Origin of the sequence: Acidovorax sp. GBBC 1281 (genome assembly GCF_028473645.1) — a bacterium.
Lineage (GTDB): Bacteria > Pseudomonadota > Gammaproteobacteria > Burkholderiales > Burkholderiaceae_C > Paracidovorax.
In genome coordinates this window covers 3866560-3881563 of sequence record NZ_CP097269.1, presented here as the reverse complement: position 1 = coordinate 3881563, position 15004 = coordinate 3866560, and the positions used below count along the sequence as shown (strand labels likewise).

The 15004-nt window shown below is 68.9% G+C and carries 16 protein-coding genes; 7 read left to right on the top strand and 9 right to left on the bottom strand.

The genetic code is table 11. From position 1 onward, the window contains the following. The first annotated feature begins 59 nt into the window (after positions 1-59). Both M5C96_RS18170 and M5C96_RS18165 read left to right on the top strand, forming a co-directional pair. Entirely contained in the window at positions 60-947 is an 888-nt protein-coding gene (locus tag M5C96_RS18170; protein WP_272564537.1) for an amino acid ABC transporter substrate-binding protein, read from the top strand. A 35-nt stretch (positions 948-982) separates the two neighbouring features. After that, entirely contained in the window at positions 983-1783 is an 801-nt protein-coding gene (locus tag M5C96_RS18165) for an aspartate/glutamate racemase family protein (RefSeq protein WP_272564536.1), read from the top strand. A 7-nt stretch (positions 1784-1790) separates the two neighbouring features. On the opposite strand, the gene M5C96_RS18160 is transcribed toward M5C96_RS18165, so the two are convergent. From M5C96_RS18160 to M5C96_RS18140, 5 genes are read right to left on the bottom strand one after another with little or no spacing between them, the layout of a single operon-like run. Continuing rightward, entirely contained in the window at positions 1791-2267 is a 477-nt protein-coding gene (locus M5C96_RS18160; RefSeq protein WP_272564534.1) for a DUF2269 family protein, read from the bottom strand. Continuing rightward, positions 2264-2632, bottom strand: a complete 369-nt coding sequence (locus M5C96_RS18155; RefSeq protein ID WP_272564533.1) for a DoxX-like family protein — start codon at positions 2630-2632, stop codon at positions 2264-2266. Before M5C96_RS18155 ends, M5C96_RS18160 begins: the two co-directional genes overlap by 4 nt. Further along, entirely contained in the window at positions 2629-3531 is a 903-nt protein-coding gene (locus tag M5C96_RS18150) for an NAD-dependent epimerase/dehydratase family protein (RefSeq protein ID WP_272564532.1), read from the bottom strand. Before M5C96_RS18150 ends, M5C96_RS18155 begins: the two co-directional genes overlap by 4 nt. A 33-nt stretch (positions 3532-3564) precedes the next feature. Next, entirely contained in the window at positions 3565-4035 is a 471-nt protein-coding gene (locus tag M5C96_RS18145) for a thiol-disulfide oxidoreductase DCC family protein (protein WP_272564531.1), read from the bottom strand. Positions 4036-4088: 53 nt separating this feature from the next. Then, a complete protein-coding gene (locus tag M5C96_RS18140) occupies positions 4089-4637 on the bottom strand; it encodes a GbsR/MarR family transcriptional regulator (RefSeq protein WP_272564529.1) in 549 nt (182 codons plus the stop codon). A 188-nt stretch (positions 4638-4825) separates the two neighbouring features. Here M5C96_RS18140 and M5C96_RS18135 point away from each other — a divergent pair, with 188 nt between their 5' ends. Both M5C96_RS18135 and M5C96_RS18130 read left to right on the top strand, forming a co-directional pair. Continuing rightward, positions 4826-5734, top strand: a complete 909-nt coding sequence (locus tag M5C96_RS18135; RefSeq protein WP_272564527.1) for a dienelactone hydrolase family protein — start codon at positions 4826-4828, stop codon at positions 5732-5734. Between the two features lie 133 nt (positions 5735-5867). Next, positions 5868-6728: a ZIP family metal transporter gene (locus M5C96_RS18130; RefSeq protein WP_272564526.1), complete on the top strand. Its 861-nt coding sequence runs from the start codon at positions 5868-5870 to the stop codon at positions 6726-6728. Between the two features lie 111 nt (positions 6729-6839). Here the strand turns inward: M5C96_RS18130 and M5C96_RS18125 are convergent, their stop codons facing one another. After that, a complete protein-coding gene (locus M5C96_RS18125; RefSeq protein ID WP_272564525.1) occupies positions 6840-7586 on the bottom strand; it encodes a LytR/AlgR family response regulator transcription factor in 747 nt (248 codons plus the stop codon). A gap of 22 nt (positions 7587-7608) precedes the next feature. After that, a complete protein-coding gene (locus tag M5C96_RS18120; RefSeq protein WP_272564524.1) occupies positions 7609-8670 on the bottom strand; it encodes a sensor histidine kinase in 1062 nt (353 codons plus the stop codon). A gap of 50 nt (positions 8671-8720) precedes the next feature. Here M5C96_RS18120 and argH point away from each other — a divergent pair, with 50 nt between their 5' ends. From argH to M5C96_RS18105, 3 genes are all read left to right on the top strand, one after another. After that, positions 8721-10190: an argininosuccinate lyase gene (gene argH, locus M5C96_RS18115; RefSeq protein ID WP_272564522.1), complete on the top strand. Its 1470-nt coding sequence runs from the start codon at positions 8721-8723 to the stop codon at positions 10188-10190. A gap of 45 nt (positions 10191-10235) precedes the next feature. After that, positions 10236-11240 (top strand): Bug family tripartite tricarboxylate transporter substrate binding protein, encoded by a 1005-nt coding sequence (locus tag M5C96_RS18110; RefSeq protein ID WP_442867325.1) that lies wholly within the window; start codon positions 10236-10238, stop codon positions 11238-11240. Positions 11241-11323: 83 nt separating this feature from the next. After that, a complete protein-coding gene (locus M5C96_RS18105) occupies positions 11324-12799 on the top strand; it encodes a rhomboid family protein (protein WP_272564521.1) in 1476 nt (491 codons plus the stop codon). Positions 12800-12917: 118 nt separating this feature from the next. Here M5C96_RS18105 and M5C96_RS18100 read toward each other — a convergent pair whose 3' ends face one another. Both M5C96_RS18100 and M5C96_RS18095 read right to left on the bottom strand, forming a co-directional pair. Then, positions 12918-13862: a tetratricopeptide repeat protein gene (locus M5C96_RS18100; RefSeq protein WP_272564520.1), complete on the bottom strand. Its 945-nt coding sequence runs from the start codon at positions 13860-13862 to the stop codon at positions 12918-12920. Positions 13863-13882: 20 nt separating this feature from the next. Then, a complete protein-coding gene (locus tag M5C96_RS18095) occupies positions 13883-14977 on the bottom strand; it encodes an IS630 family transposase (RefSeq protein WP_272563777.1) in 1095 nt (364 codons plus the stop codon). Positions 14978-15004 lie beyond the last annotated feature (27 nt).

The window sequence follows — 15004 nt, the reverse complement described above, 5'->3', positions numbered from 1 at the left end:
AAGTGCCTGGGCACCTGCACCGTTCCATTCCCTTTTTTGTTCCCGTCAAGGAGTTCCCCATGAAGCCATTCCTGTCTGCCGCAGTCCTCGCTTGCGGCGTGTGCGCTGCGGCCACCGCGGCCCACGCCGACACCCTGCAGAAGATCGCCGACTCGGGAAAGATCACGCTGGCCTACCGTGAATCGTCGGTACCCTTCAGCTACTTGGCGGGCCCGGGCGAGCCGATCGGCTTCTCGGTGGACATCTCCAACGCGGTGGTGAATGCGGTGCGCGCCAAGCTCAAGAACCCGGCGATCAAGGTGGAGCTGCAGGCCGTCACGTCGCAGAACCGCATTCCGCTCATCACCAACGGCACGGTGGACCTCGAATGCGGCTCCACCACCAACAACTCCGCGCGCGGCAAGGACGTGCAGTTCGCCGTGAACTATTTCTACACCGGCACCCGGCTGCTCACCAAGAAGACCTCGGGCGTGCAGAACTACGCTGACCTGGCCAAGAAGAAGGTCGCCAGCACCAGCGGCACGACCAATGCGCAGGTGATCCGCAAGTACAGCCGCGAGAACAACCTTGAGATGGACATCGTGCTCGGCAAGGACCACGACGATTCCATGCTGCTGGTCGATTCGGGCCGTGCCGAGGCGTTCGCCATGGACGACATTTTGCTGTTCGGCCTGAAGGGCAATGCGCGCAACCCCGCGGACTGGGTGGTGGTGGGCGATTCGCTGCAGGTCGAGCCCTATGCCTGCATGCTGCGCAAGGACGATCCGCAGTTCCAGGCGCTGGTGAACGGCGTGATCGGCGGGATGATGAAGTCCGGCGAGTTCGAGAAGCTCTACACCAAGTGGTTCATGTCGCCCGTGCCGCCCAAGGGCCAGAACCTGGGCCTGCCCATGTCCAAGGAACTGCGCGACAACCTGGTGGCGCAGAGCGACAAGCCCGCCAACTGATCGCCCCCTGCGCCAGCGCTTTCCAGAGGTTGTCCATGACACCGTCGATCCCCCCGATCTCCCCGGTGCCCCGCATGGTGGGCATTCTGGGCGGCATGGGGCCGGCCGCCGGGGCCGATTTCGTGCGGCTCTTCGTGGAGGCGTGCACGCGGCGCATGGCCGCGCTCGGCATTCCCGTGCGGGATCAGGCCTATCCGGAGCACTGGCTGGCGCAGGTGCCCATTCCCGATCGCACGGCGGCCCTGGGCGACCGCACGTCCGGCGCCCACCAGCCGGCAGAGCCGATGGCGCAGGCCACGGGTCGACTGGTGGCGCTGGGGGTGCAGGCCGTGGCGATCGCATGCAACACGGCCCATGCCTGGCATGGGGAGCTGCAGCAGCGGTTTCCGCAGCTGCAGGTGTTGCACGGCATGCGCGAAGTGGCGGCCGGGCTCGCGGCCGCGCAGGTTCCTCGCGTGGCGCTGCTGGCCACGCAAGGGTCTTACGACAGCGGGCTGTACCAGGCCGAACTGCAGCGCCACGGGGTGGCCTGCGTGCTGCCGCAGCCTGGTGAGCGCGAGCAGCTCATGCAGGGCATCTACGACGGCGTGAAGGCCGGCGACTATGCACTGGCCCGCCACCGCTTCGCGGCGGTGGCACAGGCGCTGCGCGAACGCGATGGGGTTTCGACCCTCATCATGGGCTGCACCGAAATCCCGCTGGCCCTGGACGAGGCCGCGGCGGGCGCTCGCCTGGTCAACCCGTCGCAGGTGCTGGCCGAGGCACTGGCGCGCTGCGCCTATGCCGGGATCGAGCCGCGAACGCCCGCGCGTGCGGGCGCCGACGCCATCGCCTGAACAACCATCAGCCCCACAGCGCGGGCTTGTGCACCATCAGGAAGAACACGGCCAGCATGGCCACGAAAGCCGGGTAGCCCAGCGCCTCCCACCAGCGCGCATAGCGGGTGTAGAGCGCCGGCATCGGCGTGCCTTGCGCGGCGGCGTCCCGTGCCATGGCAGCCATGCGCCACTGCAGCCACAGCACCGGCAGCCAGCACAGGCCGGCTATTGCATACAGCGCGATCGAGGTGGCCAGCCATGGCGTGGACAGCGGCCAGCCGGCCATCATCGCCATGGCGACGCCGGTCACCGGCTGCACGATGCCGGCCGGCGTGGTGAACCACGTGTCGGCCCGCACCACCAGCCGCGACACCACGGCCTGGGCGGCCACGCTGCCGCTGCGGTTGGCGAAGAACAGGTAGAACGCCGAGCCGAAGCCCGTGCCCACCAGCAGCACGCTGGACAGGATGTGGATCCATTTGAGTGCGAGATAGGTGTTCATGTGCGTGGTGCTTTCAGCAGGACGACGAGGATGGCGGCAATGGGCAGGTTTTTGAGCAGCGGCCCCAGCGGGTCCAGCCACAGCGCGGGCAGCAGCACCGTGGCGACCACCGTCATCACGCCCATCAAGGCCAGTGCCAGGGCATCGGTGGCCCGGCCGGGGCGCAGCCACAGCGCGAGCCCGATGGCCGTGTCGGCAGCGATGCCGTCCCACACCAGCGCCTGGATCCAGGCTTCGCTCTGCAGCCCGCCACGCACCAGCAGATCGCGGCCCTGGCCTTGCGATTCGATGGCACTGGCCAGTGCGGTGCCCAGCCACACCAGGACGAGGCTGGCGCGCAGCCAGCGGGTGGTTTCGGCGTTCATCGTGCGGACGGCGCCCAGGCGCTTTCGACCAGATGGCGGTAGTGCGTCGCTTCATGGCCCAGCAGGCGCTGGAACGCGGCCGGGTCCGCCGTGTTGTCGCTGCCCAGCAAGGCGAGCGTTTCGCTGCACCAGGGCAGGGCCGGCACCTGGTCGCCCAGGCGGGCGCTCAGGTGGCTGAGCGCATCCGGCAGGCGCAGTACGCGGGCGGGCCCGTGGCCCGATTGCTGGCGCAGGCTGGCGATCAGTTCGGCCATGGGCACTGCCTCGGGCCCGCTGCATTCGATGAGTCCGGTCGTGTCCAGCGCGGGGCCCATCAGCGCGGCCACCGCATCGGCCAGATCGTGAACCGCCACGGGCTGCACGCGGGCCTGCAGCACCGGCCCGGGCAGCACCAGCACCGGCAGGCGTGCCAGGTTCATGAAGAGCGCGCTGCTGGCGCCACCCCGGCCGAACACGATGCTGGGCCGCAGCACCACGCCCGACACGGCCCCTTGTGCGGTCAGACCGAGCAGGTGGGTGTCGGCCGCGCGTTTGGTGGTGGCGTAGCGTGTGGCGCTGCCGGCAATGCCCAGCGCCGAGATCTGGACGATGCGCCGCACGCCGGCCTGGGCGCAGGCGTCGAACAAGGCCACCGGCGTGTGCTGGTGCAAGGCGTCGATGGGGCGTGCGCGGGTGTCGCGCAGCACGCCGACGGCATTCACCACCGCGTCGATGCCTGCCAGGCGCGGCAGCCACGCGGCGGGCGCCGTGTCGTGTGCGAAATCCATGGCGACCTGGCCGGGGCGGCCTGCCGCGCGGCGCGGCGAGACGCCGCCGTGCACGGTGTGGCCCGCACGTTCGAGCGCGCGTTGCACCGCGCGGCCGATGAATCCAGTGGAGCCGGTGAGAAGGATGTGCATGGAACTGCTCCGTGAAAGGTGTGAGGGGCGTCGTCAGAGCCGGCACTGGTCGTCGCCCTGCCCGCAGCGGCGGGCCGCGGCCCGGCGGGCGGCCGCGCCGCTGGCCTTCTCGAACAGGCCGTGCACCAGCCACTGCGGCAGGCGATAGCGGTTGCGTGCCAGCACCGGGTACACCCGGTCGGCCAGCGGCCCGATGACGGGCCAGCGCGTGGCGGCGGTCAGCCAGCCCAGGCCCACGGCCTCGTAGGCCGCGCGGAACACCGCGACGCCGCGCAGCAGCCGGCCGTCGGCCTGGCGCGCATGGATCAGGGTGAGCAGGTCGTCCCGCGTGGTGCCTGCCGGCGGGCCTTCGAAGTCTGGCGCCCACACGTCGGCAAAGCGCAGCAGGCCGCTGGTATTGCGCAGCATCAGGTTGCCCATCTCGGCGGCGCACAGGCGGCAGCGCGAGTCGAAGTAGAGGGTGAGGGGATAGATGGCGGGGTTGGGGGTGGCTGCGGCATTCATGTTCAATCCTTCCGAAATTTCATTCAAAACAGAAATATCAGGGCAAAAAAAGCCTAGCCCGGGGATGCCTTGTCGGCCGATCCGTCGCGCACGAACTTCTGCACGCTGGCCCCCAGGCGCAGCACCTTGTCGAGCGTGGCGGGGGACAGGCGCAGCATTTCGTCGGCCCAAACCCCCAGCGAATCCATGAGGTGCAGCGTCTCGCGCACGCGGTCCTGGGCATCGGCGGTTTCGCTGGCGAAGTCGGGGCGGGCCACCAGTTCGCGCAGCATGCGCACGGTGGGGTCGAACTCGCGCTCCTTGCGTTCGCGCACCACGGTGCGAAACAGCTCCCACACGTCGGTGGAGGTTTCGAAATAGTCGCGCCGGTCGCCCAGCACGTGGGTGGTGCGGATCAGGTTCCAGTTGAGCAGCTCCTTGAGGCTGTTGCTGGCGTTGGAACGGGCCACGCCCAGCGTCTCGCAGATTTCCTCGGCGTGCAGCGGGCGGCCATGGAAGAAGAGCAGCGCGTGGATCTGGGCCACGGTGCGGTTCACGCCCCAGGCGGTCCCCATCTCTCCCCAATGGACCACGAAGCGTTGGGCGATGTCGGTCAGTTGCATGGGGGCAGTTTAGTTTTCTTTTATTTCTGTCAATACAGAAATAAGAGCCGCGCCATCACTGCACCTTTGCTGCACCGGCCCTGGGTGAACGGCGGCAAACCCGTTCAGCCCTGCGGGTCATGCCGCCGCGCGCCGCAGGCCCTAGACTCTTGCGCTGCCGATCCTTTCACCCAACCAGGAGCCAGACCATGCTGCGTGATGACCTCAAGACCGATTTCGACGCCCTCTTGCCGGGCCAGAGCACCGAGGCGGGAGCCACCCGCCGAACCGCGATGCGTGTCGCCCTGGGTGCCGGTTTCGGCGTGGGCTATGCCGCCGCGGCCATGCCCGTGATGGCGCAGACCGCGATCCAGACGCCCGCGGACGGGCTCACGGCGGGCAAGGTCAGCATCGAGGTCAACGGCTTCAAAGTGCCGGCCTACCGCGCCGCGCCCGCCGGCAAGACCGACCTGCCGGTGGTGCTGGTGATCCAGGAGATCTTCGGCGTGCACGAATACATCGCCGACACCTGCCGCCGTTTCGCCAAGGCCGGCTACCTGGCCATCGCCCCCGAGCTGTATGCCCGCCAGGGCGATCCGCTTCAGTACACCGAAGCCGCCAAGCTGATGAGCGAGCTGGTCTCCAAGGTGCCCGATGCGCAGGTGCTTGCCGATCTGGACGGCACCGTGAAGTGGGCGGGCGAGAACGGCGGCGACCTGAAGAAGGTCGGCATCACCGGCTTTTGCTGGGGTGGCCGCATCACTTGGCTATACGCCGCCCACGGCCCCGTCAAGGCGGGCGTGGCCTGGTACGGCCGGCTGGTGGGGCAGGCCAGCGAGCTCACGCCCAAGCACCCGGTGGACATCGCCCCGATCCTCAAGGCGCCGGTGCTGGGCCTGTACGGCGAAAAAGACAGCGGCATCCCCCTTGACACGATTGATAAGATGAAAGCGGCTCTCCAGACCGGCTCCGCTGCCGCCAAGGCGTCGCAGTTCGTCGTGTACCCCGACGCGCCCCATGCCTTCCATGCCGACTACCGGCCCAGCTTCCGAAAGGAAGCGGCCGAGGACGGATGGAAGCGGGCGCTGCAGTGGTTCAAGACACACGGCGTGGCCTGAGAGACCATCGCCGGCGGCGTTCCTGCCCCAGCGGTCCCGCCAAAGCCCTTCGGGGCTTTTTTTGCGCGCCGTGCGCGCCGAATCGATTCGATACAAAAGGCCGACAGGCCTTGCAGGGAAAGCACGAGAAGCCATGACTTTGGTAGCAATCATCCTGGCCACGCTGGCGGCCGGCATCGGCAGCGTGTGGGTGGCCGCCCTGTTGATGCGTGCGGGGCTGGGCGACGGCCGGCGCGGCGTGGGGCCGCAGCACCTGCTGAGCCTGGCGGCCGGCGCGCTGCTGGCCACGGCCTTCATGCACCTGCTGCCCGAGGCGTTCGAGAGCCAGGCCGGTGCGCACGACCTGTTCGCCACGCTGCTGGTGGGGCTGGTGTTCTTCTTTCTGCTCGACAAGGCCGAGCTGTGGCACCACGGGCACGAGCATGGCCACGGACACGGCCATGCGCATTCGCACGGGCATGCCCATGGCCATACGCAGGGGCACGGCCACGCCCATGACCACGCGAACGGTGACGCCCATGCCGAAGGCGAAGCGCGGCGCAGTGGCGGCGGCTGGGCGCTGCTCACGGGCGACAGCGTGCACTGCTTCGGCGACGGCATCCTGATCGCCTCGGCCTTCATGGCCGACCTGCGCCTGGGCGTGGTGGCGGCCCTGTCGGTGCTGGCGCACGAGGTGCCGCACCACATGGGCGACTTGGTGGTGCTGCGCCAGGCCAGCGCCAACCGCCGCATGGCGCTGCTGAAGGTGTCGCTGGCCGGTGCGGTCACCGCCCTGGGCGGGGTCGTGGGGTATTTCCTGGTCGGCGAGCTGCAGGACTGGCTGCCTTACTTCCTGGCCATCGCCTCCAGCAGCTTCATCTACGTGGCGCTGGCCGACCTGATCCCGCAGCTGCAAAAGCGCCTGAGCGCGGGCCAGACGGTGGCGCAGATCGCCTGGCTGGTGGCGGGCATGACGGTGGTCACGCTGGTGAGCGGCATGGCCCACGCGCACTGACCGGCTGTGGGGCCCCGGTGCGGCGGCGCGTCAGGGCCTGGGTTTGCTATTAAATCAATAGCGGTATGCCGGCAATTTGATTGTGCTGGCGGCCCAAAACACCCTCGGTCTTCAGCCGGCCAGTTCTTCGCGCACGGCCGCCACCTGCCGGCGCGACACGGCCAGCAATTCGGTCAGCCCGTGCAGCCGCACGGCCCAGCCTTCGCCCTCCTCGGGGTCGTAGTGCTTTTCCAGCGCCCGCACCGCGCGGCGGGCCACCAGCGCGTTGCGGTGGATGCGCAGGAATCGGTCGCCATGGCGCGCCTCCAGCTCGCTCAGCGAGCCGTCCAGGATGTAGCTGCGCACAGCGGTGCGCACCGTCAGGTATTTTTGCTCGGCCTTGAAGTACAGCACCTCGGCCAGCGGCACGCGCTCGGTGCGGCCCCGGTCCTGGATCAGCAGAGTCTCGCCATCGGGAATGGGCGCCGTGGGCGCGGGCGGGGCGCCCGGGTGCCGGGCGCGCAGGGCCTTGCCCAGGGCTTTTTCCAGCCGCTCGCGCCGCACGGGCTTGGTGAGGTAATCCACCGCGTCCAGCTCGAACGCGCTCACGGCGTGGTCCGCATGGGCCGTCACGAACACGATGGCCGGCGGGTAGGGCAGGGTGCGCATGGCATGGGCCAGGGCCAGGCCGTCCTGCCCGGGCATGTGGATGTCCAGCAGCACGGTGTCGAAGGCGCGGCCGCCCGAGGGCTGCAGCTGCGCCAGCGCGTCGGCGGCGTTGGCGGCCTCGGCGGCGGTGTGCCGCGCGTCGCAGTCGGCCAGCAGGGTGCGCAGGCGGCTGCGGGCCAGGGCTTCGTCGTCAACGATCAGGATGTGCATGGCAGGGGCGAAGGGGGAAAGGTCAGGACCGCGCGGGCAACGAAATGCGCACCTGGTAGCGGCCATTTTGCATGCCGGCGCTGAACTCGCACTGCACGTCGTGCAGCAGCCGCAGGCGGTCGCGCACGTTGGCCAGCGCGATGCCGTGGCCGCGCGGCCTGCCGCCCTCGCGCTGCGGCGCGGCGGGCACGGTGTTGGTGATGACCACGATCACGCGGCTGCCGCGCAGCTCGGTCACGATGCGCAGCCGCCCGCCCGTGGCGCTCGGCTCCACGCCGTGCTTGACCGCGTTTTCCACCAGCGGCTGCAGCAGCAGCGGGGGCAGGCGGGCACCGTCGGCGCGGGCGTCCAGCGACCACTGCACGCGCAGCCGTTCCTCGAAGCGCACCTGCTCGATGTCCAGGTAGCGGCGCGCCAGGGTGATCTCTTCGCCCAGCGTGGCCGACTCGCCCTGATCCACCAGCGCGTGGCGGAACAGATCGCTCAGGTCCTCCAGCAGCGCCTCGGCCTTGGCCGGTTCGGCCCGCACCAGGGCGATGGCGCTGTTGAGCGTGTTGAAAAGAAAATGCGGACGGATGCGCGACTGCAGCTCCGACAGCCGCGCCGTGGTGGCTGCGGGCGTGCGGGCGCGGGCGCGCAGCACCAGCGCCGCCACCAGCGCTGCCGACAGCAGCGCGCCGCTGGCGGCACTGGCCAGCCAGGGCGGGTCGGCCGCCACGCCCACCAGCGCGAGCATGCCGCAGGCATACAGCCCGGACAGCGTGCCCAGCGCCACGCCCGCCGCGTATTGCAAGGCCACCGGCAGGCGCTGCAGCACGGTCTTCAGGCTGCAGGCGGTGACCAGCCAGGCCAGCGTGGCGGGCAGGACGCCGCCCGTCAGCAGCGACAGCCGGCCGAGCCATTCCAGGGGCGTGGCGGTGTTGAAGAGGGCGCCCACGCCCAGCACCGCCTCCACGAAAAGCACCGCGCGCAGGATCACCCCGACATGGCAGGCGTCGAACACCAGCACCCGCCGGCCCAGGGGCTGGCGGGGGTCTTCGGTCAGGGCCTGCGGCTGGGTCGATAAAATTTGCGTCTCTTGCATTGCGGCATCCGGGTGTTCCGGGTGTCTGAACCACCGGATTATTGCCCTCCATGTCCACCAGCCCCGCCTCCAGCCCAGCGTCCGCCCCCTCCCACAACCAGCTCGACACCAAGGCACAGGCCTGGTCGGCGCTGTTTTCCGAGCCCATGAGCGACCTGGTCAAGCGCTACACGTCGAGCGTGTTCTTCGACAAGCGCCTGTGGCAGGCCGACATCGCCGGCAGCCTCGCGCACGCCGACATGCTTGCCGCGCAGGGCATCATCTCGGCTGCCGACCACGCCTCCATCCAGCGCGGCATGGCGCAGATCAAAGAGGAGATCGAATCCGGCGCCTTCGAGTGGAAGCTCGACCTGGAAGACGTGCACCTGAACATCGAGGCGCGTCTCACGCAACTGGTGGGCGACGCCGGCAAGCGCCTGCACACCGGCCGCAGCCGCAACGACCAGGTGGCCACCGACGTGCGCCTGTGGCTGCGCGGCGAGATCGACCTGATCGCCGACCTGCTCAAGGAACTGCAGGTGTCGCTGGTCGACGTGGCCGAGCAGAACGTGGAGGTGATCCTGCCCGGCTTCACCCACCTGCAGGTGGCGCAGCCGGTGAGCTTCGGCCACCACATGCTGGCCTACGTGGAGATGTTCGCGCGCGATGTCGACCGCATGCAGGACGTGCGCCGCCGCGTCAACGTGCTGCCCCTGGGCGCCGCCGCCCTGGCCGGTACGACCTACCCGCTGGACCGCGAGCGCGTGGCGAAAACCCTGGGCATGGACGGCGTGTGCCAGAACAGCCTGGACGCTGTGAGCGACCGCGACTTCGCCATCGAGTTCACCGCCGCCGCCAGCCTGTGCATGGTGCACGTGAGCCGCCTGTCGGAAGAGCTCATCATCTGGATGAGCCAGAACTTCGGCTTCATCAAGATCGCCGACCGATTCACCACGGGCTCGTCGATCATGCCGCAGAAGAAGAACCCCGACGTGCCCGAACTGGCACGCGGCAAGACCGGCCGCGTGGTCGGCCACCTGATGGGCCTCATCACGCTGATGAAGGGCCAGCCCCTGGCCTACAACAAGGACAACCAGGAAGACAAGGAACCGCTGTTCGATACCGTGGACACGCTGAAGGACACGCTGCGCATCTTCGCCGAGATGGTCGGCGGCCAGCCGAACCCGGCCACGGGCAAGAAGGAAGGCGGCATCACCGTCAACGCGCCGGCCATGGAGCAGGCCGCGCTCAAGGGCTACGCCACCGCCACCGACCTGGCCGACTACCTCGTCAAGAAGGGCCTGCCGTTCCGCGATGCGCACGAGACCGTGGCCCATGCCGTGAAGGCCGCCGTGTCGCACAACGTGGACCTGTCGGAGCTGCCCCTGACCGTGCTGCAGGGCTTTCACCCGCAGATCGAAAAGGACGTGTTCGACGCCCTCAGCCTGCGCGGCTCGCTCAACGCCCGCAACACGCTGGGCGGCACCGCGCCGGCCCAGGTGCGCGCCCAGCTGGCCCGCCATCGCGCCCGCCTGGCCTGATCGCTGCTCACCTCCCCCCGTCCGCACACTTTCACGGAGCCCACCATGCATCGTTCTTCCTCGCGCCGCCACTGGGTCTTGCGCATGGCCCGCGCCGCGGTCTGGGCCGAAGCCACGGCGGTCGCCGCCGTGGCTTCGGCCCAGACGCCGCCGGCCGGCCCGCCGATCCGCATCCTGGTGGGCTTTCCGCCGGGCGGGGGCACCGACGCGATCGCGCGGCTGCTGTCCGACAAGCTCAAGGACGAGCTGGGCGCTCCGGTGGTGGTGGACAACCGCCCCGGCGCGGGCGGGCAGATCGCCGCCCAGGCCCTCAAGGCCGCGCCGGCCGACGGGCACACCGTGTTCCTGTCGCACGACCACACCATCTCCATCCTGCCGCAGGTGGTCAAGCACCCGGGCTACGACCCGGTGCACGACTTCGTGCCGGTCGGCGGCGTGGCCACCTTCGTGAATGCCTTTGCCGTGTCCGGCGCGTCGCCGGCCAGGTCGTTCAACGACTACGTGCAGTGGGTCACCACCCAGGGCGGGGGCAAGGGCGCGGTGGGCATCCCGGCCCCGGCCTCCACGCCGGAGTTTCTGGTCAAGCTCATCGGCGAGAAGTACCGCATCGACCTGGTGGCGGCGCCGTATCGGGGCAGCGCGCCCATGATCGCCGACATGCTGGGCAACCAGATTCCCGCCGGGGTGGCCTCGGTGCAGGACTTCATCGAGAACCACAAGGGCGGCAAGGTGCGCGTGCTGGCCGTGCTGGGCACCCAGCGCCAAGCCGCGCTGCCGGACGTGCCCACGTTCGACGAGCTGGGGCTGAAAGGCTTCGAGGACCTGCCCTACTATGGCTTCTATGCGCCCACCGGTACGCCGGGCGCGTTCGTCACCCGTTTCTCGCAGGCGCTGGCCAAAGTGGTCGCCCAACCCGATGTGAACCGCCAACTCACGGCCCTGGGGCTCACGGTGGCGTCGATGACACCCCAGCAGCTGGCGGCGCGCCAGCAGGCCTACACCCAGGCCTGGACGCGCATCATCCAGCGCAGCGGCTTCGTGCCCCAGTGAGGGTTGCGTGCTTTCCTGCCGCGGCGCCGCAGGCCGGCCCGCGGGGCCCGGCGTTGCCTGTCTTGAGGTGACGCAGGCCCGCCATGTTCTATGCCATCCCGCTGGACAACCGCCCCACCTGGCGCAACCCGCCATGGATGACGGTGCTGATCATTGTGGTGAACCTGCTGGTCTTCTGGGGCCCGCAGCGCTGGGAGGCCAAGGCCGTGGACCGGGCGGCGCAGGTCTATCTGGACAGTCCCTTGCCCGGCATCGAACTGCCGCCTTTCGTGCAGTGGCTCAAGGACGCCGGCCACCGCGATGCCGAGCAGGCGCGGCGCATGCTGGCAGCGCACCGGGAGCACGCGCTGCTGCGGTGGATGGAGCACGAGGAGGGCTTTCAAAAGCGCCTGCACGCCGGCCTGGTCGTGCGCGCGGACGACCCGCAGTACGCCGACTGGAAGGCCGCCCGCGCCCGGTATGAGGCGGCGCTGCCCGAGCCCTTCACCCGCCGCTGGGCGCAGAGCTACGAAAAGGACGCGCCCCCGCGGCCCGTGACCTGGATCACCGCCGCTTTCCTGCATGCCAGCACGGGCCACCTGCTGGGCAACATGGTGTTCTTGTTCCTGTTCGGCTTTTCGGTCGAGCTGGCCCTGGGGCGGTGGCGGTACCTGGCCTTCTACCTGCTGGGGGCCGTGGGCGGTTCGCTGATGGCCGGGTGGGCGTATGCAGGCCAAGGCAGCTACGGCCTGGGGGCGTCCGGTGCGGTGTCGGCCCTCATGGGCATGTACGCGGTGCTGTACCGGCTGCGCCGCGTGCGATTCTTCTACCAGCTGTTCTTTTATTTCAACTACGTCACCGCGCCCGCGCTGCTGCTGTTGCCGGCGTGGATCGCCAACGAGTTGCTGCAGCACTGGCTCAGCGGCCGGGGCGTGGCCTACATGGCCCACCTGGGCGGGCTGCTGACGGGCGCCGCGCTGATGTGGGGCGCCGGTCTGGTGCGGCGCAAGGCGATCGAGGCACCGCCGCCCGAGGCGCCCGCCGCGCCGGACGACGGCTTCGATGCCCACGTGGCCCAGGCCCGGCAGTCGGCCCAGGCGATGCAGTTCGAGCGCGCCCTGGTGCAGTGGCGGGCGGCGGCGCAGTTGCGCCCGCGCGATGTGCCGGTGCTGAGCGCCTGGTTCAAGACCGCCAGCCTGTGGCCGGCGGGCGAGGATTTTCACCGCGCCGCCCGCCGCATCTTCCGGCTGCCGGGGCAGGACGCCGCCACGCTGGACTTCCAGCACGCCAGCTACCGCACCTACCTGGACAACGCCCGGCCCAGCGCCCGCCTGGTGCCCGACGACATGGCAGGCCTGGCGCGCCGCTTCGTGCGCGCGGGGCAGTGGAGCGACGCCGAGAAGCTGCTCACGGCCCTGCACCGCACCGCGCCGCAGCATGCGGCGCTGGGCGAACTGGTGGGCATGCTGGTCACGGCGCTGCTGCAGTCCGGGCGGCGCGAGCAGGCCATGGCTTGGCTGCCGCAGTTGCAGCAACTGGCACCCGGCAGCGCGCCGCTGCGGCTGCTCGAAGGCCGGTAGGGCGGGCCGCCTGCCAGGCAACCCTGGATTTGAAGTAAAAACCCGTTCCAGCACAATCAGTACTAGGGCGTATTGCTATTAATTCAGTAGCAAATCGATGGCGCCTGCCTGCGTCGCCTCAAGGCGTGGAGGGCGCTTCGCCGCCTGCCGCCGGCTGCGGCAAATGGGCGCGCAGCAGCCATTGCACCTCCGCCACCGAGGGGCTGTCCGCATGCCGCGCCTGCAGGGTGGCGAGCACCTTCAGGGCCATGTCGGGGCGGTTCATGCCCTGCAGCAGCACGCGCGCGACCAGTTCGTAGGCCTTGGGCACCAGCGCATGCCCCTTGAAGCGCCGGTCGAACCCGCCCAGCAGCGCGATGGCCTGCCTGGCATCGCCGCCGTTCCACGCGGTGTTGGCCAGGGCCAGGGTGTGGCCCGCGTCGGTGATCACGAACTGCGCGTCGCGCTCGCGGCAGGTGAGGAACGCCTTGAGCGCCTCGGTCGTCTGGCCCGCGTTCAGCAGCAGCGGGATGAAGCGCTGGGCATGCAGCAGCAGGGTGTCGGTCTTGTCGGTCAGCGCCAGCACGCGGTGGTAGCGGCGCTGGGCGGGCAATTCATCCCCATGCATGCGCTGGTCTTCGTAGGCCGTGCCCAGGGCACCGGCCAGGTCGCCGTCGGTGATCTGCTGGGCCACCAGCGCGTCGGTCGCCTCCTGCGCGATCTGCCGGGGCGTGCGCCGGTCGGGCGGGGCATCGTCGTCCAGCCCGCCGCCGGGCAGCAGGTCGATGCCGAAGGCCTCGTGGTTCTGGTACATGGCGTAGCCCAGCAGGCTGCACATCACCCAGCCGAAATAGATGAACAGCCAGTTGCCCAGCGGCAGCAGCAGCCAGCCCTTGAACAGCGGCATCAGCAGCGCCAGCGCGATGGCCGCGCCCTGGCTGAGCAAAAACAGGAAAAAGCACAGCAGACCATAGGGCCAGCCGATGATCCGCACCACGCCCCAGGCGGCGGCAGGGTTCAGCGACGCGAACAGGCTGCCCGTCTGCACCAGCAGGATCATGGTGGCCGGCAGCAGGAAGCTCACGGCCAGCCAGGCGAGTTCCGCTAGTGTCCTGTCCCGTTAATTCGCCCGCATAGTCTGGCGAGTTTTTCGAGGATGGAGTCTGCTGTAGCTGTCCAAGTAAACGGCTGGCAGGACTGGTTGTAATTCGCGATGAATGTGTCGATCTTGTTGATCAGATCCTTCACGCTGGTGAACGAGCCACGGCGGATTGCCCGCGTGGTGATGATCGAGAAGAAGCGCTCGACCTGATTGAGCCAGCTTGAATAGGTCGGAACGAAGTGCATGTGCCAGCGAGGCCGCTCGGCCAACCAAGCGCGCACCTTTGGATGCTTGTGGCTGGCGTAGTTATCAGCTATGCAGTGCACATCCAGTTCGTCGGGCACTGCCTTGTCGATGGCGCGCAGGAAGGCAAGGAACTCTTGATGACGATGCCGGGGCCGGCACTGCGCGATCACTTGGCCATTCATCACGTTCAGGGCCGCGAACAAGGTGGTGGTGCCGTGGCGCACGTAGTCGTGCGTGACACCTTCGACATAGCCAAACCCCATTGGCAGCATCGGCTGCGTACGCTCCAAAGCTTGGCATTGGCTCTTCTCGTCCACGCACAGCACCAGCGCGTTGTCAGGTGGGTTCAGGTACAGCCCCACAACGTCGCGCAGCTTCTCGATGAACAGCGGATCGGTCGACAGCTTGAAGCTGTCGGCCCGGTGCGGCTTGAGGTTGAAGGTCTGCAGATAGCGCGCCACCGTGCTCTTGCTGATGCCCGTATCGGCGGCCAGCGTGCGGGTGCTCCAGTGGGTACCCCCATCAGCAGGCTTGGTGTGCAACGTCTTGGTAATCAACTCAGCAACACGCTCGTCATCTACCGTGCGGGGGCGACCCGGGCGCAACTCGTCGTAAAGCCCTGCAATGCGATGGCGCGCATAGCGCCCGCGCCACTTGGTGACAGTGCTACGACTGATCCCCAGAGCCTGCGCAACCGCGGTGCTGGCTTTATCTGTGCCTTCGCAAGTCAGCACGATGCGCGCCCTGAGCGACAACGCCGCTGGCAGCGAACGTGATCGCGCCATGGACGTCAGTTCCGCGCGCTCCACTTCACTAAGCGCAATTTCTGTTCGGGTCGTTGCATTGGGCATGGCGGCACCTCAAGGATGGCCCGAAAC

What these genes read in the sequence shown, in the direction of transcription:
- M5C96_RS18135 (WP_272564527.1), top strand. Translation starts at nt 4,826, where the DNA reads ATGCTGCGTGATGACCTCAAGACCGATTTCGACGCCCTCTTGCCGGGC.
- M5C96_RS18170 (WP_272564537.1), top strand. Translation starts at nt 60, where the DNA reads ATGAAGCCATTCCTGTCTGCCGCAGTCCTCGCTTGCGGCGTGTGCGCT.
- M5C96_RS18150 (WP_272564532.1), bottom strand. Translation starts at nt 3,531, where the DNA reads ATGCACATCCTTCTCACCGGCTCCACTGGATTCATCGGCCGCGCGGTG.
- M5C96_RS18155 (WP_272564533.1), bottom strand. Translation starts at nt 2,632, where the DNA reads ATGAACGCCGAAACCACCCGCTGGCTGCGCGCCAGCCTCGTCCTGGTG.
- M5C96_RS18130 (WP_272564526.1), top strand. Translation starts at nt 5,868, where the DNA reads ATGACTTTGGTAGCAATCATCCTGGCCACGCTGGCGGCCGGCATCGGC.
- M5C96_RS18160 (WP_272564534.1), bottom strand. Translation starts at nt 2,267, where the DNA reads ATGAACACCTATCTCGCACTCAAATGGATCCACATCCTGTCCAGCGTG.
- M5C96_RS18120 (WP_272564524.1), bottom strand. Translation starts at nt 8,670, where the DNA reads ATGCAAGAGACGCAAATTTTATCGACCCAGCCGCAGGCCCTGACCGAA.
- M5C96_RS18125 (WP_272564525.1), bottom strand. Translation starts at nt 7,586, where the DNA reads ATGCACATCCTGATCGTTGACGACGAAGCCCTGGCCCGCAGCCGCCTG.
- M5C96_RS18095 (WP_272563777.1), bottom strand. Translation starts at nt 14,977, where the DNA reads ATGCCCAATGCAACGACCCGAACAGAAATTGCGCTTAGTGAAGTGGAG.
- M5C96_RS18110 (WP_442867325.1), top strand. Translation starts at nt 10,236, where the DNA reads ATGCATCGTTCTTCCTCGCGCCGCCACTGGGTCTTGCGCATGGCCCGC.
- M5C96_RS18105 (WP_272564521.1), top strand. Translation starts at nt 11,324, where the DNA reads ATGTTCTATGCCATCCCGCTGGACAACCGCCCCACCTGGCGCAACCCG.
- M5C96_RS18140 (WP_272564529.1), bottom strand. Translation starts at nt 4,637, where the DNA reads ATGCAACTGACCGACATCGCCCAACGCTTCGTGGTCCATTGGGGAGAG.
- M5C96_RS18165 (WP_272564536.1), top strand. Translation starts at nt 983, where the DNA reads ATGACACCGTCGATCCCCCCGATCTCCCCGGTGCCCCGCATGGTGGGC.
- argH (WP_272564522.1), top strand. Translation starts at nt 8,721, where the DNA reads ATGTCCACCAGCCCCGCCTCCAGCCCAGCGTCCGCCCCCTCCCACAAC.
- M5C96_RS18145 (WP_272564531.1), bottom strand. Translation starts at nt 4,035, where the DNA reads ATGAATGCCGCAGCCACCCCCAACCCCGCCATCTATCCCCTCACCCTC.